Raw genomic sequence first — 21,509 nt, forward strand, 5'->3', positions numbered from 1 at the left:
GCCCATTCGGCATCGCTGTCGTGGTGCAACGAGCGCACGACGGCACGTAATCGAGGCGAGAGGCCTTCGACGTGGCAGCACCGCAGAACTACCTCGCAGTCATCAAAGTCATCGGTGTCGGCGGCGGTGGTGTCAATGCCATCAACCGGATGATCGAGGTCGGTCTCAAGGGCGTCGAGTTCATCGCCATCAACACCGACGCGCAGGCCCTGTTGATGAGCGACGCCGACGTCAAGCTCGACGTCGGCCGGGAACTCACCCGCGGCCTCGGCGCCGGTGCCAACCCGGCCGTCGGCCGCAAGGCCGCCGAGGACCACCGCGAGGAGATCGAGGAGGTCCTCAAGGGGGCCGACATGGTCTTCGTGACCGCCGGCGAAGGCGGCGGCACCGGCACCGGCGGCGCCCCCGTCGTGGCCAACATCGCCCGCTCGCTCGGCGCCCTCACCATCGGCGTGGTCACCCGCCCGTTCACCTTCGAGGGCCGCCGCCGCGCCAACCAGGCCGAGGACGGCATCGCCGAACTGCGCGACGAGGTCGACACCCTCATCGTGATCCCGAACGACCGGCTGCTGTCCATCTCGGACCGCCAGGTCAGCGTGCTGGACGCGTTCAAGTCCGCCGACCAGGTGCTGCTCTCCGGTGTCCAGGGCATCACCGACCTGATCACCACCCCGGGCCTGATCAACCTCGACTTCGCCGACGTCAAGTCGGTCATGTCGGAGGCCGGTTCCGCGCTCATGGGCATCGGCTCGGCGCGCGGCGACGACCGCGCGGTGGCCGCCGCCGAGATGGCGATCTCCTCGCCGCTGCTGGAGGCCTCCATCGACGGCGCCCGCGGCGTGCTGCTCTCCATCTCCGGCGGCTCCGACCTCGGCCTGTTCGAGATCAACGAGGCCGCCCAACTGGTGAGCGAGGCCGCCCACCCGGAGGCCAACATCATCTTCGGCGCGGTCATCGACGACGCACTCGGCGACGAGGTGCGGGTCACCGTGATCGCCGCCGGGTTCGACGGTGGCCAGCCGCCCGCCAAGCGCGAGGGTGCGCACGGCTCGTCCGGCGTCCGACGCGAGGAGCAGTCCTCGACCCGCGCCGGCGGCGAGTCCCGCACGGCCTTCGGGAGCCTCGGCAGCGTCACCCCGCGCGAGGACCACGTCCCGGAGCCCGTCTCCGCGAGCGACCTGCCGTCCGGCGGCACGCCCACGCAGGTCCCGCCGGCGCCCCGGTCCTACCCGGACAGCGCGGCCGAGGAGCTGGACGTTCCGGACTTCCTCAAGTGATCCGGGGTTCTTCGAGGTGATAGCTCGGCACGAGGACGCCCCCGCCACGGGCCGCCCGAGCCCGGTGAGCGCCGGGTCGGCGAGCCCGTCGGCCGGGTTCGCCGGCGACGCCGCGGGTACGAAGGCGGCCCCGACTCCGGCGGCGTCGGCACCGAAGGCTTCGGAGCCGGCGGGCGCGGCGCGTCCAGGACCCTCCCGGGCTTCCGGTGCACCTGGCATCGGCGAGGGCCGGCACTCGTCCGTGGCGGCCGCACCGCGGCGCACGCACTTCGCCTTCACCGACCGGTGGGGCGGCGTGAGCACCGCGCCGTACGCGGAGCTCAACCTCGGCGGTGCCGTCGGTGACGACCCGGACGCCGTGCGTGCCAACCGCGCAGGCACCGCCGCCCGGTTCGGGCTCGACCCCGCCCGGGTGGTCTGGATGAACCAGGTGCACGGGTGCGACGTGGCCGTGGTGGACGGCCCGTGGGGCGACCGTCCGGTGCCCGAGGTGGACGCGCTCGTCACCACGTGCCCGGGTCTCGCACTCGCCGTTCTGGTGGCCGACTGCACCCCCGTCCTGCTGGCGGATCCGGTCGCCTCGGTCGCCGCCGCGGTGCACGCCGGCCGTGCCGGCATGGTCGCCGGGGTCGTCCCGGCCGCGGTGCACGCCATGGTCGAACGGGGCGCCGACCCCGCCCGCATCCAGGCCCGTACCGGACCCGCCATCTGCGGCCGGTGCTACGAGGTGCCCGAGGCGATGCGGGCCGAGATCGCCGCCGTCGAGCCCGCCGCAGGCGCCGTCACCTCCTGGGGCACCCCCGCCATCGACGTGACCGCCGGGGTGCACGCCCAGTTGGAGCGGCTCGGCGTCCGCGACCGGCAACAGTCCGCCGTGTGCACACGGGAGTCGGACGATCACTTCTCGTACCGTCGCGACCGCACCACCGGGCGGCTCGCGGGATACGTCTGGCTGGACTGAGGGACATGACGCAGGACCGCAGGGCGCAACTCGCCGCCAATCTGGCGCAGGTGGAGGACCGGATCGCCGCGGCGTGTGCGGCGGCCGGCCGCAGGCGCGACGAGGTGACCCTGATCGTGGTCACCAAGACCTATCCCGCGAGCGATGTGCGTCTCCTCGCGGAACTCGGCGTCCGGCACGTGGCCGAGAACCGTGATCAGGACGCCGCACCGAAGGCCGCCGAGTGCGCAGATCTGCCTCTCACATGGCATTTCGTCGGTCAATTGCAGACCAATAAAGTGCGTTCCGTAGTCAGTTATGCCGATGTCGTGCAGTCGGTCGACCGGCCCAAGCTGGTGGACGCGCTGTCGCGGCAGGCGGACGGCGCGGGCCGTGAACTCGGCTGCCTGATCCAGGTCGCGCTCGACGCCGAGGTGCGCGGAAGCGGGGATTCCGGGGTGGCCGCCACGGGGGAGCGCGGGGGTGTCGCGCCCGAGGCGATCGAGGAGTTGGCCGACCGGATCGCGGACGCGCCGGGGCTCTGGCTCGGCGGCCTGATGACCGTCGCACCGCTCGCCGGACCGTACGCCGGCCGGGAACGCGCGGCATTCGAGCGGTTGATGGACTTCTCAACCACCCTGCGCGCGGCGCATCCTGCTGCAAACATGGTGTCCGCAGGGATGAGTGCGGACCTTGAACACGCCGTGGCCGCCGGAGCGACACATGTACGCGTCGGCACCGCGGTACTCGGAGTCCGCCCCAGGCTCGGGTAACGTCGCCAAGAAGTCGGACCACAGCAGAAAATATGGTCTTTCCGGGGCAAGCGGAGTAAATCAGAGTTAAGCGCGAAAAACCGCAAAACCGGGACAGATCACGTGGATCGCGGGCACATTGGTTGGCGTCAGCCGATCCACCACGACGATCCACCACAGAGCGGAGGATGCAGAGCATGGCCGGCGCGATGCGCAAGATGGCGGTCTACCTCGGCCTCGTGGAGGACGATGGGTACGACGGTCGGGGGTTCGACCCCGATGATGATTTCGAGCCCGAGCTCGATCCGGAGCCGGAGCGGGACCGTCGGCGGCACGAGGCGCCGCTTCCGTCGCACCAGTCCCGTCAGCCTCCTCATTCACAGCAGGTCGAAAGGGGCGAAACGGCTCGTTCCGCTTCGTCGCCGGTGCATCGTGAGCCGGCCTCGCTTTCGGCGGAATCTGGGCGTCCGGCACGAATCGCTCCCGTGGCGTCCATCACACCTGAACGTCAGAGCATGGAGAAGAACGCACCGGTGATCATGCCCAAGGTCGTGTCCGAACGAGAGCCGTACCGGATCACCACACTGCACCCCCGGACCTACAACGAAGCCCGTACCATCGGGGAACACTTCCGCGAGGGCACGCCGGTGATCATGAACCTCACGGAGATGGACGACACGGATGCAAAGAGACTTGTCGACTTTGCCGCCGGTCTGGTCTTCGGGCTTCATGGCAGCATTGAGCGGGTGACTCAGAAAGTGTTCCTGCTGTCTCCTGCTAACGTCGATGTCACGGCGGAGGACAAGGCCCGCATCGCAGAGGGCGGGTTCTTCAATCAGAGCTGAGACACAGGCACCTGCCACACGGCACGACACGGGGAGAGGTAAGCGCGGAGATGGGCGTGGTCTTGGATGTGCTCTACATCGCGCTGATGTGTTTCCTCATCGTGCTGATCTTCCGGCTGGTGATGGATTACGTGTTCCAGTTCGCCCGCGCATGGCAGCCCGGCAAGGCGATGGTGGTCGTCCTGGAGGCCACCTACACTGTGACGGATCCACCGCTCAAGCTTCTGCGGCGGTTCATTCCGCCGCTGCGTCTCGGGGGCGTGGCACTGGACCTGTCCTTCTTCGTACTGATGATCATCGTCTACATCCTGATCTCCATCGTGAGCCGGCTGTGAACGATACGGTCTTGCCGATTGCCGACGACTACGTTGAGGTGAAGAGATGCCGTTGACCCCCGAGGACGTGCGGAACAAGCAGTTCACGACCGTCCGCCTCCGAGAAGGCTATGACGAGGACGAGGTCGATGCCTTCCTCGACGAGGTCGAAGCCGAGCTCACCCGCCTGCTGCGGGAGAACGAGGACCTGAGGGCGAAGCTCTCCGCGGCGACTCGCGCCGCGGCGCAGAGCCAGCAGCAGGCCGCCATGCGGAAGCCTCCTGAGGCACAGGAGCGACCAGGCGGGCCGGTACCAGCTGCCATATCAGGACCACCGCAGCCGGTGCAGCCGCAGCAGCAGCATCCGATGGGCGGTCCCCCTCAGCTGCCCGCAGGACCCGGTGGTCACGGCCCCGGCCCGCAGGGCCCGCACGGCCCGATGCAGGGTGGCCCGATGCAGGGTGGCCCGCTCGGTGGCCCCGGTGGCCAGATGGCCCCGGTCGGCCCGATGGGCCACGGCGGCCCGGGTCACGGTGGCCCGCACGGCGGTCCCCAGCTGCCCGGCCAGGGCGGCGGCGCGCACAACGACGGTGCGGCCCGCGTCCTGTCGCTGGCCCAGCAGACCGCCGACCAGGCGATCGCCGAGGCCCGCTCCGAGGCGAACAAGATCGTCGGTGAGGCCCGCAGCCGCGCCGAGGGCCTGGAGCGCGACGCCCGCGCCAAGGCGGACGCGCTGGAGCGGGACGCGCAGGAGAAGCACCGTGTCGCGATGGGCTCCCTGGAGTCCGCGCGCGCCACGCTGGAGCGCAAGGTCGAGGACCTGCGTGGCTTCGAGCGCGAGTACCGCACGCGCCTGAAGTCGTACCTGGAGAGCCAGCTGCGCCAGCTGGAGACCCAGGCGGACGACTCGCTGGCCCCGCCGCGTACCCCCTCGACGGCGTCCCTGCCCTCCCCGGCGCCCTCCATGGCACCGGCCGGCGCGGGTGCCCCGTCCTACGGCGGCAACCAGTCGATGGGTGGCGGCATGGGCGGCGGCACCATGGGTGGCGGTATGCCCAGCCCCGGTCGTGCACCGGCGCCGGGAGCGTCGCCGTCGTACGGCGGGCAGCAGCAGATGTCGCCCGCGATGACGCAGCCGATGGCACCGGTGCGGCCGCAGGGCCCCGGCCCGATGCAGCAGGCGCCGTCGCCGATGAGGGGCTTCCTCATCGACGAGGACGACAACTGACGTAGGCACCTAGCCGTCCGGCAATCACGAAGGGCGGGACCCCGGATCAGGGGTCCTGCCCTTCGCCATGTCCTGACCGCGCGCTTCTTCCGCGCCGTGGGGCGCGGAAACGGACGGCTCAGGCTCCGGCGCGAACGGCGGTGGCCGCCAGCGTGGTGTACGGCAGGGTGAAGCCGCCGCCGATGCGGTCGATGGCGGCACCGACGCACTCCAGCACCTCCGCCAGCGCCTGCGGCGCGAGCCGCGTGAGGGTGCCGGTGGTGGGCAGGTGGTCCAGCCACTCGTCCCGGGTGTAGGTCTGCTCCCAGTCGAACCGCCACAGCTCGGGCTCGTCGAACCCGCCCGCCTGCCGGATCCCCTCGGCCGCCTTCGCGAACATCGTCTGGTAGATCTCCAGGGCGGTCGGCACCGGCTGGCCGGCGGCATGCTGCTGGGCCAGCGGCGACTCGGGTGCCACCCGCCGGAAGACCGCGGAGAAGGCCTCGTTCACCTCCGGTGGGGCGTCGAAGGCATGTCCGAACACCGCCAGCCGGCCACCGGGCCGTAGCACCCGCGCCGCCTTGGTCACGCCCCCCACCGGGTCCACCCAGTGCCAGGCCTGTCCCGCGACGACCGCGTCGAACTCCCGGCCGGCGGGGTCCCATGTCTCGAACGTCGCGACCTCGGCGCGGATCCCGGTCCGGCGGGCGAACTCGACCATCCGCGCGTCGGGATCGACGCCGAGCACCGTGCAGCCGGCCGCCTGGAACTGCCGGGCGGCGATGCCCGTGCCGCAGCCGACGTCGAGGACGTCGGGGCCGGGGCTGGTGGCGGCGATCCGCTCGACCAGGGCGTCGGGGTAGGAAGGGCGGGCACGGTCGTAGCGCTCGGGGTCCATGCCGAACGACTCGGCCATCTGCCGATACTGGTGGGGCTCACGCTCGGGAGGGCGTGGCTGGTCCCGCGATAGAGTGGGCATGCGCCCACCTTAGTGGGCAAGTGCCCACTCGTGCAACCGATGAGTGGCCTTCGAGGCTGGAAAGGACGTGCCCGTGCCGACCGGGGTACACATCCGCGACCCGCGCCAGCAGTTGTTCGACGCCGCCGAGCGCGTCCTGCTGCGGGCTGGGCCGAGCGCGCTGACCAGCCGTGCGGTCACCGACGAGGCGGGCTGCGCCAAGGGCGTCCTGCACCGGCACTTCGCCGACTTCGACGACTTCCTCGCCGAGCTGGTGCGGGGCCGTGTCGCGCGGGTGGAGCAGCAGGCCGCGCTGCTGCGCGACTTCGCCGGGATCGGCACGGTGGTGGGAAACCTCACCGGTGCGCTGGAGGAGCTGTTCGACGCGTTCGCCCTGGCGCTGGTCGGTCTCGTCATCTTCCGGGACGAGCTGCGCGCCCGCCTGCGAGGCGCTGCGCCGGGGCCGGGCCTGCCGGTCTTCACGGAGGCCGGTGCCATGATCGCGGCCTATCTCACCGAGGAGCGCGCGATGGGCCGCATCGCGGCCGACGCGGACGTCGACACGCTGGCGCTCTCCCTCGTCGGCGCCGGGCATCTGCTCTTCGCCGGCCGGGCGGCGGGAGCGCCCGAGACCGACGAGGTGGAGCGGGTGGTGGCCACGGTGGTCGCCGACGTCGTACAGCGCCGGCTGCTCTGAGGACGCGCTGAGGGCGCCCCCGGCGGGGCACCCTCGGCGCGGTTGGATCCGGTTACGCCTTGCGCAGCGCGAACGTGAGGGACAGGGGCTCGTCCCGGAACGGTGCGCCGTACGTGTCGTCGGCCTCGCCCTCGGCGAAGTCCGTGGCCAGCACCTCCTCGGCGATCAGGTCCGCATGCCGGGCCAGCGCCGCCGCCACCTCGGACTCCGCCGACGTCCACCGCAGCGCGATCCGGTCGGCGACGTCCAGGCCGCTGTTCTTGCGGGCCTCCTGGATCAGCCGGATCGCGTCACGGGCGAGGCCGGCCTGCCGTAGCTCCGGCGTCAACTCCAGGTCCAGGGCGACCGTGGCACCCGCGTCGGAGGCCACCGACCAGCCCTCGCGCGGCGTCTCCGTGATGATCACCTCGTCCGGCGCGAGCGGCACCGTCTCGCCGTCCACCTCGACCGACGCGGTGCCCTCGCGCAGCGCCGACGACAGTGCGGCCGCGTCCGCTTCGGCGACGGCCTTGGCGACCGCCTGCACCCGCTTGCCGAACCGCTTGCCGAGGGCCCGGAAGTTGGCCTTGGCTGTGGTGTCCACCAGCGAGCCCCCCACCTCGGAGAGCGTGGCCAGCGACGTGACGTTCAACTCCTCGGTGATCTGGGTGCGCAGCTCGTCCGAGAGCCGCTCGAAGCCGGCCGCCGCGACCAGGGCGCGCGACAGCGGCTGGCGGGTCTTGACGCCCGACTCGGCGCGGGTGGCCCGGCCCAGCTCGACCAGGCGGCGCACCAGCACCATCTGCTGCGACAACTGCGGGTCGATCATGGACAGATCGGCCTTCGGCCACTCGGACAGGTGCACCGACTCCGGGGCGTCCGGCGTCACCGGTACCACCAGGTCCTGCCAGACCCGCTCCGTGATGAACGGCGTGAGCGGGGCCATCAGACGCGTCACGGTCTCCACGACGTCGTGCAGGGTGCGCAGCGCGGACTTGTCGCCGAGCCAGAAGCGTCGGCGCGAGCGGCGCACGTACCAGTTCGACAGGTCGTCCACGAACCCGGACAGCAGGCGGCCGGCGGTCTGCGTGTCGTACGCGTCCAGGGCCTGGGTGACCTGGTCGGTCAGCGCGTGCAGCTCGGAGAGCAGCCAGCGGTCCAGCAGCGGGCGCTGGGCCGGTGCCGGGTCGGCGGCCGACGGCGCCCAGCCGGACGTACGGGCGTACAGGGCCTGGAAGGAGACCGTGTTCCAGTACGTGAGCAGGACCTTGCGGACCACTTCCTGGATGGTGCCGTGGCCGACCCGCCGCGCGGCCCACGGGGAGCCGCCGGCCGCCATGAACCAGCGCACGGCGTCGGCGCCGTGCTGGTCCATGAGCGGGATCGGCTGGAGGATGTTCCCCAGGTGCTTGGACATCTTGCGGCCGTCCTCGGCGAGGATGTGGCCGAGGCAGACCACGTTCTCGTAGGAGGACTTGTCGAAGACCAGGGTGCCGATCGCCATCAGCGTGTAGAACCAGCCACGGGTCTGGTCGATGGCCTCGCAGATGAACTGGGCGGGGTAGCGGCTCTCGAAGAGGTCCTTGTTCTTGTACGGGTAGCCCCACTGCGCGAACGGCATCGAGCCGGAGTCGTACCAGGCGTCGATGACCTCGGGGACGCGGGTGGCGGTGCCGGAGCACTGCGGGCAGGGGAAGGTCACCTCGTCGATGAACGGGCGGTGCGGGTCGAGGCCCGACTGGTCGACGCCGGTCAGCTCGGTCAGTTCCGTGCGGGAGCCCACGCACGTCAGATGGTCTTCGGCGCAGCGCCAGATGGGCAGCGGGGTGCCCCAGTAGCGGTTGCGGGACAGCGCCCAGTCGACGTTGTTGTTCAGCCAGTCGCCGTAGCGGCCGTGCTTGACCGAGTCGGGGTACCAGGTGGTCTTCTCGTTCTCCTCGAGGAGGCGGTCCTTGATGGCCGTGGTGCGGATGTACCAGGACGGCTGGGCGTAGTACAGCAGCGCGGTGTGGCAGCGCCAGCAGTGCGGATAGCTGTGCTCGTAGGGGATGTGCCTGAACAGCAGACCGCGGGCGTCGAGGTCCTCGGTGAGGCGCTCGTCGGCCTTCTTGAAGAAGACGCCGCCGACCAGCGGGACGTCCTCCTCGAAGGTGCCGTCCGGGCGGACCGGGTTCACCACGGGCAGGCCGTAGGCACGGCAGACCTTGAGGTCGTCCTCACCGAAGGCGGGGGACTGGTGGACCAGGCCGGTGCCGTCCTCGGTGGTGACGTACTCGGCGTTGACGACGAAATGCGCCTCTTCGGGGAACTCGACGAGCTCGAAGGGGCGCTGGTAGGTCCAGCGCTCCAGCTCGGCGCCGGTGAAGCGCTCACCGGTGGGCCGCCAGTCCTCCCCGAGCGCCTTCTGAAGGAGGGGCTCGGCGACGACCAGCTGCTCGCCCGTCCCCCCGTCCTCCGTGACCCGCTCGGCGACGACGTAGGTGACGTCCGGGTGCGCCGCCACGGCGGTGTTGGACACCAGGGTCCACGGGGTGGTCGTCCACACCAGGAGGGCGGCCCGGCCGGCGAGCGGGCCCGAGGTGAGCGGGAAGCGGACGTAGACGGACGGGTCGATGACCGTCTCGTAGCCCTGGGCCAGCTCGTGGTCGGACAGGCCGGTGCCGCAGCGCGGACACCAGGGGGCGACGCGGTGGTCCTGCACCAGCAGGCCCTTGCCGAAGATCTCCTTGAGCGACCACCAGACCGAGTCCACGTACTCGGGGTCCATGGTCCAGTACGCGGCCTCCAGGTCGACCCAGTAGCCCATGCGGGTCGTCAGCTCGGTGAAGGCGTCGGTGTGCCGGGTGACGGACTCGCGGCACCTGGCGTTGAACTCCGCGATGCCGAACGCCTCGATGTCCTGCTTGCCGTTGAAGCCGAGCTCCTTTTCGACGGCCAGCTCGACCGGCAGGCCGTGGCAGTCCCAGCCGGCCTTGCGCGGCACGTGGTAGCCCCGCATGGTGCGAAAGCGCGGGAAGACGTCCTTGAAGACGCGGGCCTCGATGTGGTGGGCGCCCGGCATGCCGTTGGCCGTGGGCGGGCCTTCGTAGAACATCCACTCGGGGCGGCCCTCGGACTGCTCCAGGCTCTTGGTGAAGACCTTCTGCTCACGCCAGAAGTCGAGCACGGCGTGCTCGAGCGCGGGCAGGTCCACCTGGGCGGGTACCTGACGGTACTGGGGCGGATTCGACGGCTTCGACGACATCACTGACGCGCTCCTCCAACGGACTGCTGCCTTCCGTCGGAGGGACGAGAGTCGCTGTCACCAGGCGACGCCCGCGGTACCACCCTCCTTGGCCCGCCGGCACCACATGTGGGGCGAGCCCTCTCATTGAGATCACGATGCCGGGTCTACGGACCGTGGACCGGGCCCGATGCTGGGCCCGCCGACGGCTTTCTTCCGGCGGCTCCGGGGTGATCTTCGCGATGCGCTCGCCCCCGGGCTCACACCGTCCCCGGGTCGCTCGTGGCTGCGTACGCCGCTACTCGTCCCCATCCATGCCTTTTCGCTGCGCCCAGTGTACGGGGCCCGGCAACCGGAGCCGACCCGAATTCCGCGGGGCCGGGCCGGCCGGCAGGTGCCCGGGGAGCCGTCCCGGCACCGGCACCCCCCGGTGCCCGGCCGATCGCTCCGCGTGACCCGAACGGCGTGACGGCGTGCCGCGGATCGGTGGCGCACCCCGGTCCGGCGGATTACCCGGCGGTGAGCTGGGCACAACGCATGCATGCCTGCCGCGTGGTGGCGGGGGATCCCGGGCCGTTCGGCGCCAGGAGCCCTCCGGGCGCGGGCGGTACCTCCAGGGGAGGGGTGGCCGAATCGGGCGGCGTGCCCCGTTGCCGCGGGCCAGGAGTCGATTTATCGTCCCAGCACGATTCGCGAACAAGATCACAAGGTGTGAAGGGGTCGCGGCCATGGTGGCGAAGAAGACCGCCGGACAGCACTCGGCGACCAGCAGTTCCCCCAGCGACGCGACGACGACCGGCGACCGTGCCGTGCGCCAGGACCGACCGATGCCCGTCACCGGGGCACCGGCCGAGACCTCCGCCGAGGCACCGGCCACCACGACATCGACCACCACGACATCCACTACGACATCGACCACCGGGGCATCAGCCAGCAGGCAGCACGCCGCCGGACCATCGGCGGGACCGGCCAGCCGGCCGGCCAAGCGGACGCCCAGGAGACCGGCGCCCCGGGCGCCGGCGAAGAGGGCGCCTGCCGGGCCGGCCGGGGCCAAGGAAGCACGGGCCGGGAAAGCGGCCGTGGAGCGGACCACGGCCGGCAGGAAAGGCGCGGTTGACGAGGCGGTCGCCTCGGCGGCCGAGGGTGCGGCGCGGGCCGCGGACAAGACGGGAGCCACGACGGTGGCGGGTAAGAAGACTCCGGGGCCGGCCACGGCGGCGCAGCAGCCCACCGCGGTGCCCAAGGCACGCCCGGGCGCGGTGGCGCCCGAAGACCTTCCGGTCCGGCCGGGAGAAGACCCCTGGACCCAGGAAGAGGTCGACGAGGCCCGCGCCGAGCTGACCGCGGAGGCGCTGCGGCTACGCAACGAGATCGAGTCGTCCGAGCAGTCGCTGGCCGGCCTGATGCGGGACTCCGGCGACGGAGCCGGGGACGACCAGGCGGACACCGGCACCAAGAACATCACCCGCGAGCACGAGCTGGCCCTGGCCGCCAACGCACGCGAGATGCTGATCCAGACGGAGCGCGCCCTGGAGCGGCTCCACGCGGGCACGTACGGGCTCTGCGAGGTGTGCGGCAACGCCATCGGGAAGGCCCGCATGCAGGCGTTCCCGCGGGCCACGCTCTGCGTGGAGGACAAGCAGAAGCAGGAGCGCCGCTAGGCCTGTCCGGGCCCCGGCCCGGCGGCCGGCCCCGGAGCCGCAGGCGGTGCTCGGTGCGGGCTGCTGACCAGGTCCTTCGGGGCGGGCGGAGGCCCGGTGGCGGGGTCGGGGCGTGCGGTGCCGTGCGGGTGATCATCGTGGGGCGGCTGTGCCGCGAAGGGCTGTGGGCGCGTGCCGTACTCTCGTCCTCAGTCAGGTATCTAGGGCCGAGGGACACACGTGGCAGAGGCGGAGCGCATCATCGGTACGCCGGACACCTCCGCGGCGCCGGGGGCCGGTACGGAGCGGTCGGACGCGGACGCCGCGCCCGGATCGCCCGGCACGGACCGCCGCATGCCGGGAGAGCGGAGCGCGCCGGACCGAGCGGGCGGGCCGGGCCGCACGGCGGGGCCGGACGGCGCCACGGAGGCCCGGCGCACGGGGGAACCGGACAGCTCCGAAGCCGCGAAAGCCGCTGATGACGCGAAGGCCACCGATGACGCGGAAGCCGCCGATGGCACGGCCGCACCGGGCGGTGCCGAGGGCGGGCCGGAGCCTGCGGGCGAGGAGCGCCCCCGGGGCCCCCGGCGGATCGCGGTGCTGTTCGCGGTGGCCGTCGTCGCCTATCTGCTGGACGTGGTCAGCAAGGTGATCGTGGTAGCGAAGCTGGAGCACCACGAGGCGATCGAGCTGATCGGCGACTGGCTGCGGCTGGTGGCGATCCGCAACCCGGGTGCCGCATTCGGCATGGGAGAGGCGTTCACCGTGATCTTCACGCTGATCGCCGCCGCGGTGATCTTCGTGATCATCCGACTGGCCAGGAAGCTCTACAGCGTGCCCTGGGCGGTCGCCCTGGGCCTGCTGCTCGGTGGCGCGCTCGGCAATCTCACCGACCGCCTCTTCCGCTCGCCCGGTGTCTTCGAGGGCGAGGTCGTGGACTTCATCGCGCCCAAGTACTTCGCCGTCTTCAACCTCGCCGACTCGGCCATCGTGTGCGGCGGCATCCTGATCGTCCTGCTCTCCTTCCGCGGTCTCGACCCCGACGGCACGGTGCACCGCGACTGAACGCGGCGCGGGTGCGGCCGGCCGCACCTCCTCGCCGGCCCGCGGCATCGGCGCACCCCTCGGGTCCGGCATACTCGACGGGTGAGCACGATTCCCGAGACCCGTACCCTGCCCGTGCCCGACGGCCTGGAGGGCGAGCGCGTAGACGCCGCCATCTCCCGGATGTTCGGCTTCTCCCGCACCAAGGCGGCCGAGCTGGCCGCCGCCGGCAAGGTGCTCGTGGACGGCACGGCGGTCGGCAAGTCCGAGCGGGTGCACGGCGGTGCCTGGCTGGAGGTCGAGATGCCCCGGCCCCCCGCTCCGGTCCAGGTGGTGGCCGAGCCGGTCGAGGGCATGGTGATCGTGCACGATGACGACGACGTCGTGGTGATCGTCAAGCCCGTCGGGGTGGCCGCCCACCCCAGCCCCGGCTGGAGCGGCCCGACCGTCATCGGCGGTCTCGCCGCCGCCGGATACCGCATCTCCACCTCCGGCGCCGCAGAGCGCCAGGGCATCGTGCACCGCCTGGACGTCGGCACCTCCGGCCTGATGGTGGTCGCCAAGTCGGAGCGTGCCTACAGCTCGCTGAAGCAGCAGTTCCGCGAGCGCACCGTCGACAAGCGCTACCACGCGCTGGTGCAGGGCCACCCCGACCCCACCAGCGGCACCATCGACGCACCCATCGGGCGCCACCCCACCCATGACTACAAGTGGGCGGTGACGGCTGACGGCAAGCCGTCCGTGACGCACTACGACCTTCTCGAGGCGTTCCGCGCGGCATCGCTGCTCGACATCAAGCTGGAGACCGGCCGCACCCACCAGATCCGGGTGCACATGGCCGCGCACCGCCACCCCTGCGTCGGCGACCTGACGTACGGTGCCGACCCCACGCTCGCCAAGCGGCTCGGGGTCACCCGGCAGTGGCTGCACGCGGTACGGCTCGGCTTCGAGCACCCCGGCGACGGCCGCTGGGCGGAGTTCGAGAGCCCCTATCCCGAGGATCTCCAGCGAGCGCTGGACCGCGTACAGGAAGAGAGCGCATGACCGGCAACGACGACCTGACGGTACGCGTGGCCGACGACCCGGCCGAGCGCGAAGCCTGCTTCGCGGTGCGCAAGGAGGTCTTCGTCCGGGAACAGGGCATCGCCGAGGACATCGAGTACGACGCCCACGACGCCGTTGCCCTGCACGTGATAGCCATGGGCGCCGACGGGGTCCCGGTCGGCACCGGCCGCCTGCTGCACGGTGCGGCGGCCCAGGAGGGGACCGGCGCGGGCCCGGACGTCGGACTGCTCGGCCGGCTGGCCGTGGCACGCTCCGCCCGCGGCAGCGGCGTCGGCGCGGCGCTGGTGCGGGGCATCGAGGACGCGGCCCGCGGGCTCGGGCTCACCGCTGTCGACCTGCACGCCCAGACGCAAGCGCTGGGTTTCTACCAGCGGCTGGGGTACGCGGCCTACGGCCCGGAGTTCCCGGACGCGGGCATCCCGCACCGCTCGATGCGACGGGAACTCTGAGCCCGGCTGACGCCCTTCACCCCGCGGCGCTGACGAGGTACCCCCGACGGGGCCCCTGACGGAAGTACGCCCAACGGGCCGGCATTCCGTGGCGGCATGCCTGACGGGGCACCAAACGGGGCACCCTGACGCGGAGCGGAAGGCCTTCGGCAGGTGTCCTCGACGAGGTGCCCCGCTGTACCGCCGGCCCGACGACCCGCTCCGGTGGCACCCGGCGCGGGAGTCCGGGGCCGGCACCAGGGATCGGAGCGTCGCTTGGTGGATCAGCTCGTGCTGCTGTTCGTGCTGTTGCTCGGGGCCGTGCTGTGCGTCCCCCTGGGCGATCGGCTCGGCCTGCCGTCCCCGGTCCTGATGACGCTGCTCGGGATCGCCCTGGCGCTGCTGCCGTTCGTGCCGAACGTCAACGTACCGCCGGAACTGATCCTCCCCGCCGTGCTGCCACCGCTGCTGTACGCCTCCGTGCAGCGCACCTCCTGGCGGCAGTTCACCGCCAACGTCCGACCGATCTTCCTGCTCGCGGTGGCCCTGGTGTTCGTCACCACCGCCGCCGTCGCCTTCGTGGCCTCCGCCCTGGTGCCGGGGATGCCGCTGGCGGCGGCCCTGGTGCTCGGCGCGCTGGTGGCACCGCCCGACCCGGTCGCCGCGACCGCCGTCGCCGGTACCCTCGGGCTGCCGCGCCGGTTGGTGTCGATCCTGGAGGGCGAGGGCCTCTTCAACGACGTCACCGCGATCGTGCTCTACCACATCGCCGTCGCCGCCGCCGTCAGCGGCACCTTCTCGGCGACGCACGCGGTGCTCGACTTCGTGGTCTCCGCGGTCGTCGCGGTGGCCGTCGGCCTCGCCTTCGGCTGGGGCGCCAACAAGCTGATGAGCCTGCTCGGCGACCCCACCCTCCAGGTCGGCCTGACCCTGCTGGTGCCCTTCGCCGCCTATCTCACGGCGGAGGAGCTGCACGGCTCCGGGGTGCTCGCGGTGCTCACCACGGCGCTGTTCCTGGCCGAGTTCGCGCTCGGCGCCGACGACGTCACGGCCCGGTTGGTGGGCAGCACCTTCTGGGACGTCGTCGACACCCTCGTCACCGGAATCGCCTTCGGCCTCATCGGCCTCGAACTGCACATCGCCGTGGGGACCGCGTCCGGACGCTGGGGCGAACTGCTCGGCTCGGCCGCCGGTGTGGTCGGCGTGGTCGTCGGTGTCCGGCTGCTGTGGCTGCTGCCCGCGGGCTGGCTCACCAAGCGGCTGCACGCCCTGCGCGACTACGACGAGGAAGTGCCCACCAGCGTGCGCGAGACCATCGTCATGTGGTGGGCGGGGATGCGCGGGGTGGCCTCGGTGGCTCTGGCGCTCGCCATCCCGCTGACGACGGACACCGGCTCGCCGTTTCCGAAGCGGGACGAGATCGTCTTCATCGCCTTCGCCGTGATCATGGCCACCCTGGTGGTGCAGGGGCTCACGCTGCCCTGGCTGGTCAGGCTGCTCGGGGTGCGCGCCGACCGCGAGGTGGGGCAGGCCTACGAGCGGGAGCTGGCCGTGCGCGCCTCCCGGGCGGCACGGCAGCGGCTGAAGGAGATCGAGTCCGAGGAGGAGCTTCCGGAGGAAGTGTCCGAGCAGCTGCTCCGCCGCGCCTACGAGATCGGGCTGCGGATCAGCCCCGCCATAGGTGACGAGGAGCGGCGCGCCGCACAGGCCCGCCGGGTGGAGCGGCTGAAGCGGATGCGGAGCCTCCAGGGCGAACTGCTGTCCGCCGCCCGCCACGAGGTGCTCTCCGCCCGCAGCGAACCCGGCGCCGACCCGGCCATCGTCGACCAGGTGCTGCGCCATCTCGACGTCCGCAGCCTGCGCTGAGCGGCGCCGGTGCCGGTGCCGGTACGACCGCGGCACCGACCAGGAGCCGCCCCCGCTCCTGCGTCAGCCCGCCGCGATCCCGACGACCGGCCTCATCCCAGCCCCGTGCGCGGCACCCGGCCGTCCTTGAGCAGCGGATGGCGGTGGCCGAAATCCGGCGGGGAGTCCGCCTGGTTGGTGTTGATGCGCGGCAGGGCGTACGGATGGTGCTCCGCCAGCCAGCGGATGAGCTGCTCGCGCACGGTGACCCGGACCGACCACAGGTCGCCGGAGTCCTTGGCGGTCATCAGCGCACGCACCTCGATGGCGCTGGGGGTGGTGTCCGTGACCGCCAGGCCCCAGTCGCGGCCGTCCCACGCGGGGCAGTCGCGCAGGATGTCCCGCAGCTTGTCGCGGATCTCGGGGATCGGCGCGTGATGGTCCAGGTGGAAGAAGACGGTGCCGGTCATCTGCGCACCGCCGCGTGACCAGTTCTCGAACGGCTGGCTGGTGAAGTACGACACAGGCATCGTGATACGGCGTTCGTCCCAGGTGCGGACGCTGAGGAAGGTGAGCGTGACCTCGTCGACCACGCCCCACTCGCCGTTCACCACCACGGTGTCGCCGATCCGCACCATGTCGCCGAAGGCGATCTGGAACCCCGCGAAGAGATTGCCGAGCGTGCTCTGCGCGGCGATGCCCGCGACGATGCCGATGAGACCCGCCGACGCCAGCATCGACGTACCGACCGCACGCAGGTCGGGGAACGTGAGCAGCATCGCGGCGGCGGCGACCACCCCGACCACCGCCGTCACGATCCGCATGATGAGCGTGACCTGGGTGCGCACCCGGCGCAGCCGCCCGGTGTCCCGCGACGAGGCCGCGTACTTCGCGTAGGAGGCTTCGGCGACGGCGGACGCCCCGCGGATCACCAGCCACGCCCCCGCGCCGATCAGCACCAGCGTGAGGATCTGGCCGACCGCCGCGTCGTGGTGGCGCACCCGGTCGTAGCGCAGCCACTGGTACGAGGCGCGGAGCGCGGCGGCGAACAGGACGATCATGAACGGCTGGCGGCATCGGCGCAGCAGGCCCCACAGGGGTGTCTCGGGGTGGCGGGTGTCGACCCGCTGCAACAGGTGGTCGACGGCCCAGCTCACGCCGAACGCCACCACGGCCGAGCCGCCGACGACTATCAGCGGACGCAGTACGGTCTCCATCCCACGACCGTAACGGGCACCCATGGCCTGGCACGATGGACCCCATGGACATCATGCTGTGCCACTCCGTGTACGGGCTCAGGCCCGCGGTCCACGCGGCGGCCGACCGGTTGCGGGGCGCGGGCCACCAGGTGTGGACGCCCGACCTCTTCGAGGGGCGCACCTTCGACACCGTCGCGCAGGCGGCCGAGTTCCGCGCCGAGGTCGGCAAGGAGGAGCTGCTCAAACGGGCGGTGCTCGCCGCTGCGCCGTACTCCGAGCGGGGCCTCGTCTACGCGGGCTTCTCGCTGGGCGCCGCCGTCGCCCAGACCATGGCCCTGGGCGACGAGCGCGCACGCGGCCTGCTGCTCCTGCACGGCACGTCCGACGTCGCCCCGAACGCGCAGGCGGCCGACCTGCCGGTACAACTGCACGTCGCCGAACCCGACCCCTTCGAACCGGACGACTGGCTTAGCGCCTGGTACCTCCAGATGCGCCGTGCCGGGGCCGACGTGGAGGTGTACCGCTACCGGGGCGCCGGGCACCTCTACACCGACCCCGGTTTGCCGGACCACGACGCGGACGCGGCGGAGCAGACCTGGCGTACCGCGCTCGGCTTCCTGGAGAGCCTGGAGAGCCCGGAGAGTCCCGAGAACGACTGAGGGCAACGAAAAGCGGGCGAACGTATAAACCGCTCGCCCGCTTCGTGGACGGTGCCGGACCGTGTGGCGCCGGGTGGTCACCGGGCCCGGCCGCGCACCGCCGCGACTACTTCTTGACCAGCTTGTCGACGGCCGTGTTGAACTCCTGGACCGTCATCGGGGCGTTCTGCCCGTCCGAGCCCGTCAGCTTCTTGCCGTTCATGAACAGCGTCGGGGTGCCGGTGACGCCGTCCTTGTTCTTGTCGAACTTCGCCGACATCTCCAGCGCCCACTTGTCGAAGGTGCCGTCCTTGACGTCCTTCTGGAACGCCTTGTTGTCCTTCAGGGCGTCGACGGTGTTCGCGACCTTGATCAGGTAGGCGTCGTCCTTGAACTTGTCCACCTTCTCGTCGGGGTGGTACTTCGTCGAGTACAGCGCCGACTTGTACTGGAGGAAGGCGTCCGGGCTGACGTTCAGGGCCGCGCCCAGCGCGCTGAGGGCGTTCTTCGAACCCTCGCCGCCGTTGCCGTCGATGAACGTGGCGCCGATGTACTCGATCTTGTACTTGCCGTCCTTGACGTCCTTCTGGACGGTCTCGCCGACGCTCTGCTCGAACTGCGCGCAGATCGGGCAGCGGGAGTCCTCGTACTCCTTGAGGGTGTTCTTCGCGCTGGACTTGCCGACGACGACCGTGGTGCCGTTCGAACCACTGGTGTTCTTCGGGGCGACCAGCTTGTCGTTCTTGGCGGACTCCCAGTAACTGGGCTTGTTGGCCTGCATCACCAGGTAGCCGATGCCGCCGACGATCGCCAGCACGACGATCACGGCCAGTACGACGAGTGACTGCCGCTTCGCCTTGGCGCGCTTGGCCTCACGCTCACGCTCCTGGCGGAGCCGCTCACGGGCCGCGCTCTTCGCTGCCTGGCTGTTTCTCTTGCTCATGGTCTCGTTCATCTCCGGGGACGAGCGCACGTGTGTGCATGCGCGGGGTGCTGGGGCGGATGTGCCGTGCTCAGGCGGGAGTGACGGCCAAGCGCGGCGGTCCGCGCCGCCCCGTGGAGTGCACCCATGCGCGGGCGCGCACGCCCCGTGGCCGGTGCGCGGTGCGCGGCAGGCGCAGTACCGGAGAGTGGTGTGGCGTGACCGTGGCCATCACGGCCAGCAGCGGCCGGAAGGCGACGCAGGCCGCGGCCCGCAGCAACTGGCCCAGGGCCCGCTCGCCGCGCCGTAGCCAGGCCGCGGCCAGCAGCCCGACGGTGACGTGCGCGGCCAGCAGCAGCCAGCAGGAGGCCGGACCGGCGTCGGCGAGCAGCGCCGGCGCCCGGTCCTGGGCGCCCCCGGCCATCCCGGCCAGCGGCGTTCCGACGTCCGAACCGCCGCACAGCACGTCGAAGCCGACGGAGCGCAGCGTGCCGCGCACCGGCCCGCCCGCCTGGCCGTAGCAGAGGTGCTGGCCGGAGGTGAAGACGGTGTCGGCCGCCAGCTCCAGCGGGATCAGCAGCCCGGCGATCCCGGCGAAGCCGCGCTCCCGCCCCGCCAGCGCATAGGCCACGACGAAGATGGCCACCGCCGTCGCGGCGACCGTGGCCGACGGCAGGGCGACCTGCGAGAGCAGCACGTGCGAACCGGCCGAGAGGGTCACCACGAGTGCCGTGAACAGCGCGGCGCGTAGCGCTCGGGGCGTCGACGCGGGCACACCCCCACCGCGCTGAGCGGGGGAGGGAGACGCCCCCACCCACGCCCTCAGGGCGCTGGGGGTGGCTATCTGCGCTCGGGTCACGGGTGGACTGCTCTTTCGACGGAAGGCGGGCTGTGCCCCAAGAGGGGGCGGCGTACGCGGGCGGGCGGTGTGCGGCCGGACAGTGTACGAGGGCCGTTGCCGAGTGTGCCACGAAGGCCGTAGGGACCCCCTAAAAGGTACCTGTGTACCCGGGGGTCCCCATGGGCGCCGTGCAGCGGTGATCACCTCACAGCGTGCCCTCCAGACCCGGGATGCGGCCGTTGCGGAACAGGTCCACGAAGATCTGGTGATCGGCGCGGGCCCGGGCGCCGTAGCGGTGGGCGAAGTCGACCAGCAGGTCACCGAAGCCGTCCTCGTCGGCCGCGATCGCCGCGTCGATGGCGCGCTCGGTGGAGAACGGCACCAGCTCCGAGTGACCGCTCTCGTCCGCGGCGGCGTGCATGGTGGCGGTGGCGCGGCCCAGGTCGGCGACGACCGTGGAGATCTCCTCCAGGTCGTCGATGTCGGACCAGTCCAGGTCGACCGCGTACGGCGAGATCTCCGCCACGAGCTGTCCGGCACCGTCCAGCTCCGCCCAGCCGAGCCACGGGTCGGCGTAGGCCTGGAGCGCCCGCTGGGAGATCACCGTGCGGTGGCCCTCGTGCACCCAGTAGTCCCGGATCGCGGGGTCCGTGATGTGCCGGGAGACGGCCGGCGTCTGGGCCTGCTTCATGTAGATGACGACGTCGTTCTCCAGGGCGTCGCTGTTGCCCTCCAGGAGGATGTTGTACGACGGCAGGCCCGCGGAGCCGATGCCGATGCCGCGGCGGCCGACGACGTCCTTGACGCGGTAGGAGTCCGGCCGGGTCAGCGACGCCTCGGGCAGCGTCTCCAGGTAGCCGTCGAACGCGGCCAGCACCTTGTAGCGGGTGGCCGCGTCCAGCTCGATGGAGCCGCCGCCGGGCGCGAAGCGGCGCTCGAAGTCGCGGATCTCGGTCATCGAGTCCAGCAGCCCGAACCGGGTCAGCGAGCGGGCGTCCCGCAGCGCGTCCAGCAGCGGGCCCTGGGCGGAGTCCAGCGTGAACGGCGGCACCTCGTCGTGCTTGGCGCCGCTCGACAGGGCCTGGATGCGCTCGCGGTAGGCGGCGGCGTAGATCCGCACCAGCTCGGTGATCTGCTCGTCACTGAGCGCCTTGGCGTACCCGATCAGGGCCACCGAGGCGGCGAAGCGCTGGAGGTCCCAGGTGAAGGGGCCGACGTAGGCCTCGTCGAAGTCGTTGACGTTGAAGATCAGGCGGCCCTTGGCGTCCATGTAGGTGCCGAAGTTCTCCGCGTGCAGGTCACCGTGGATCCACACGCGTGCCGTGCGGTCGTCCAGGTAGGGGCCGCCGCGCTTGGCGCCGAAGCCGATGTCGGCCGTCAGGTCGTGGTAGAAGAGGCAGGCCGTGCCACGGTAGAAGGCGAAGGCCGAAGCGGCCATCTTCCGGAACTTGACGCGGAAGGCGGCCGGGTCGGCGGCCAGGAGCTGGCCGAACGCGGTGTCGAAGACGGCGAGGATCTGCTCGCCGCGCTGCTCGGCGCTGGGCTGCGGTACCGGCATCGGTGGGTGCCTCCAGGTGCGGTGGTGTGCAGTGGTCGGTGATGTGCGGTGGTTTGTGGTGGTCGGTCGTTTGGGCGGCGTGCGGTCGGTGATGTGCAGGGACGAACGGGATCGGATCCGCCGGTGCGAACGACCTG

19 protein-coding genes are annotated in these 21,509 nt (G+C 71.5%); 13 read left to right on the top strand and 6 right to left on the bottom strand.

Going from position 1 to position 21,509, the window contains the following annotated elements; all coding sequences use genetic code 11:
- Window positions 1–71 precede the first annotated feature (71 nt).
- The 6 genes from ftsZ (at window position 72) to NQO67_RS24930 (ending at window position 5,356) form a co-directional block, all read left to right on the top strand.
- Window positions 72–1,277 carry a cell division protein FtsZ gene (ftsZ, locus tag NQO67_RS24905; RefSeq protein ID WP_255952469.1) on the top strand — a complete coding sequence of 402 codons (1,206 nt, stop codon included), beginning with the start codon at window positions 72–74 and terminating at the stop codon, window positions 1,275–1,277.
- Between the two features lie 241 nt (window positions 1,278–1,518).
- Window positions 1,519–2,238 (top strand): peptidoglycan editing factor PgeF, encoded by a 720-nt coding sequence (gene pgeF, locus NQO67_RS24910; RefSeq protein WP_255952470.1) that lies wholly within the window; start codon window positions 1,519–1,521, stop codon window positions 2,236–2,238.
- Window positions 2,239–2,243: 5 nt separating this feature from the next.
- Window positions 2,244–2,990 (top strand): YggS family pyridoxal phosphate-dependent enzyme, encoded by a 747-nt coding sequence (locus NQO67_RS24915; RefSeq protein WP_255952471.1) that lies wholly within the window; start codon window positions 2,244–2,246, stop codon window positions 2,988–2,990.
- A gap of 176 nt (window positions 2,991–3,166) precedes the next feature.
- Complete coding sequence (locus tag NQO67_RS24920) at window positions 3,167–3,814, top strand: cell division protein SepF (protein ID WP_255952472.1); 648 nt, start codon at window positions 3,167–3,169, stop codon at window positions 3,812–3,814.
- A gap of 50 nt (window positions 3,815–3,864) precedes the next feature.
- Complete coding sequence (locus NQO67_RS24925) at window positions 3,865–4,149, top strand: YggT family protein (RefSeq protein WP_255952473.1); 285 nt, start codon at window positions 3,865–3,867, stop codon at window positions 4,147–4,149.
- A gap of 46 nt (window positions 4,150–4,195) precedes the next feature.
- Window positions 4,196–5,356 (top strand): DivIVA domain-containing protein, encoded by a 1,161-nt coding sequence (locus NQO67_RS24930; protein WP_255952474.1) that lies wholly within the window; start codon window positions 4,196–4,198, stop codon window positions 5,354–5,356.
- Between the two features lie 118 nt (window positions 5,357–5,474).
- Here the strand turns inward: NQO67_RS24930 and NQO67_RS24935 are convergent, their stop codons facing one another.
- Window positions 5,475–6,314, bottom strand: a complete 840-nt coding sequence (locus NQO67_RS24935; protein WP_255952475.1) for a class I SAM-dependent methyltransferase — start codon at window positions 6,312–6,314, stop codon at window positions 5,475–5,477.
- A 73-nt stretch (window positions 6,315–6,387) separates the two neighbouring features.
- On the opposite strand from NQO67_RS24935, the gene NQO67_RS24940 reads away from it, so the two are divergent.
- Window positions 6,388–6,990, top strand: coding sequence for a TetR/AcrR family transcriptional regulator (locus tag NQO67_RS24940; RefSeq protein WP_255952476.1), 603 nt, complete (start codon window positions 6,388–6,390; stop codon window positions 6,988–6,990).
- 52 nt (window positions 6,991–7,042) lie between these two features.
- Here the strand turns inward: NQO67_RS24940 and ileS are convergent, their stop codons facing one another.
- On the bottom strand, window positions 7,043–10,213 hold the full coding sequence (gene ileS, locus NQO67_RS24945) for an isoleucine--tRNA ligase (protein WP_255952478.1): 3,171 nt from the start codon (window positions 10,211–10,213) through the stop codon (window positions 7,043–7,045).
- A gap of 707 nt (window positions 10,214–10,920) precedes the next feature.
- Here ileS and NQO67_RS44825 point away from each other — a divergent pair.
- The 5 genes from NQO67_RS44825 to NQO67_RS24970 all read left to right on the top strand — a co-directional run bounded on the left by NQO67_RS44825 (window position 10,921) and on the right by NQO67_RS24970 (window position 16,235).
- Window positions 10,921–11,853 (top strand): TraR/DksA family transcriptional regulator, encoded by a 933-nt coding sequence (locus NQO67_RS44825; protein WP_255952479.1) that lies wholly within the window; start codon window positions 10,921–10,923, stop codon window positions 11,851–11,853.
- A 219-nt stretch (window positions 11,854–12,072) separates the two neighbouring features.
- Window positions 12,073–12,897: a signal peptidase II gene (lspA, locus tag NQO67_RS24955; protein WP_255952480.1), complete on the top strand. Its 825-nt coding sequence runs from the start codon at window positions 12,073–12,075 to the stop codon at window positions 12,895–12,897.
- An 81-nt stretch (window positions 12,898–12,978) separates the two neighbouring features.
- Complete coding sequence (locus NQO67_RS24960) at window positions 12,979–13,920, top strand: RluA family pseudouridine synthase (RefSeq protein ID WP_255952481.1); 942 nt, start codon at window positions 12,979–12,981, stop codon at window positions 13,918–13,920.
- Window positions 13,917–14,390, top strand: a complete 474-nt coding sequence (locus NQO67_RS24965) for a GNAT family N-acetyltransferase (protein WP_255952482.1) — start codon at window positions 13,917–13,919, stop codon at window positions 14,388–14,390. Before NQO67_RS24960 ends, NQO67_RS24965 begins: the two co-directional genes overlap by 4 nt.
- A 258-nt stretch (window positions 14,391–14,648) precedes the next feature.
- Window positions 14,649–16,235, top strand: a complete 1,587-nt coding sequence (locus NQO67_RS24970) for a Na+/H+ antiporter (RefSeq protein ID WP_255952483.1) — start codon at window positions 14,649–14,651, stop codon at window positions 16,233–16,235.
- Between the two features lie 92 nt (window positions 16,236–16,327).
- Here NQO67_RS24970 and NQO67_RS24975 read toward each other — a convergent pair whose 3' ends face one another.
- Window positions 16,328–17,431 carry a mechanosensitive ion channel family protein gene (locus NQO67_RS24975; protein ID WP_255952484.1) on the bottom strand — a complete coding sequence of 368 codons (1,104 nt, stop codon included), beginning with the start codon at window positions 17,429–17,431 and terminating at the stop codon, window positions 16,328–16,330.
- 44 nt (window positions 17,432–17,475) lie between these two features.
- On the opposite strand from NQO67_RS24975, the gene NQO67_RS24980 reads away from it, so the two are divergent.
- Window positions 17,476–18,072, top strand: a complete 597-nt coding sequence (locus tag NQO67_RS24980; protein WP_255952485.1) for a dienelactone hydrolase family protein — start codon at window positions 17,476–17,478, stop codon at window positions 18,070–18,072.
- A gap of 106 nt (window positions 18,073–18,178) precedes the next feature.
- Here the strand turns inward: NQO67_RS24980 and NQO67_RS24985 are convergent, their stop codons facing one another.
- The 3 genes from NQO67_RS24985 to NQO67_RS24995 form a co-directional block, all read right to left on the bottom strand.
- Window positions 18,179–18,994 (bottom strand): thioredoxin domain-containing protein, encoded by an 816-nt coding sequence (locus NQO67_RS24985; RefSeq protein ID WP_255952486.1) that lies wholly within the window; start codon window positions 18,992–18,994, stop codon window positions 18,179–18,181.
- A 70-nt stretch (window positions 18,995–19,064) separates the two neighbouring features.
- A complete protein-coding gene (locus NQO67_RS24990) occupies window positions 19,065–19,748 on the bottom strand; it encodes a hypothetical protein (protein WP_255952487.1) in 684 nt (227 codons plus the stop codon).
- Between the two features lie 271 nt (window positions 19,749–20,019).
- Window positions 20,020–21,372, bottom strand: coding sequence for a DUF2252 domain-containing protein (locus NQO67_RS24995; RefSeq protein ID WP_255952488.1), 1,353 nt, complete (start codon window positions 21,370–21,372; stop codon window positions 20,020–20,022).
- Between the last annotated feature and the right edge of the window lie 137 nt (window positions 21,373–21,509).

It is taken from the genome of Streptomyces odontomachi (assembly GCF_024435355.1).
Taxonomy (GTDB): Bacteria; Actinomycetota; Actinomycetes; order Streptomycetales; family Streptomycetaceae; genus Streptomyces; species Streptomyces odontomachi.

What these genes read in the sequence shown, in the direction of transcription:
- NQO67_RS24915 (WP_255952471.1), top strand. Translation starts at nt 2,244, where the DNA reads ATGACGCAGGACCGCAGGGCGCAACTCGCCGCCAATCTGGCGCAGGTG.
- NQO67_RS24920 (WP_255952472.1), top strand. Translation starts at nt 3,167, where the DNA reads ATGGCCGGCGCGATGCGCAAGATGGCGGTCTACCTCGGCCTCGTGGAG.
- NQO67_RS24925 (WP_255952473.1), top strand. Translation starts at nt 3,865, where the DNA reads ATGGGCGTGGTCTTGGATGTGCTCTACATCGCGCTGATGTGTTTCCTC.
- NQO67_RS24930 (WP_255952474.1), top strand. Translation starts at nt 4,196, where the DNA reads ATGCCGTTGACCCCCGAGGACGTGCGGAACAAGCAGTTCACGACCGTC.
- NQO67_RS24935 (WP_255952475.1), bottom strand. Translation starts at nt 6,314, where the DNA reads ATGCCCACTCTATCGCGGGACCAGCCACGCCCTCCCGAGCGTGAGCCC.
- ileS (WP_255952478.1), bottom strand. Translation starts at nt 10,213, where the DNA reads ATGTCGTCGAAGCCGTCGAATCCGCCCCAGTACCGTCAGGTACCCGCC.
- NQO67_RS44825 (WP_255952479.1), top strand. Translation starts at nt 10,921, where the DNA reads ATGGTGGCGAAGAAGACCGCCGGACAGCACTCGGCGACCAGCAGTTCC.
- NQO67_RS24965 (WP_255952482.1), top strand. Translation starts at nt 13,917, where the DNA reads ATGACCGGCAACGACGACCTGACGGTACGCGTGGCCGACGACCCGGCC.
- NQO67_RS24975 (WP_255952484.1), bottom strand. Translation starts at nt 17,431, where the DNA reads ATGGAGACCGTACTGCGTCCGCTGATAGTCGTCGGCGGCTCGGCCGTG.
- NQO67_RS24980 (WP_255952485.1), top strand. Translation starts at nt 17,476, where the DNA reads ATGGACATCATGCTGTGCCACTCCGTGTACGGGCTCAGGCCCGCGGTC.
- NQO67_RS24985 (WP_255952486.1), bottom strand. Translation starts at nt 18,994, where the DNA reads ATGAGCAAGAGAAACAGCCAGGCAGCGAAGAGCGCGGCCCGTGAGCGG.
- NQO67_RS24995 (WP_255952488.1), bottom strand. Translation starts at nt 21,372, where the DNA reads ATGCCGGTACCGCAGCCCAGCGCCGAGCAGCGCGGCGAGCAGATCCTC.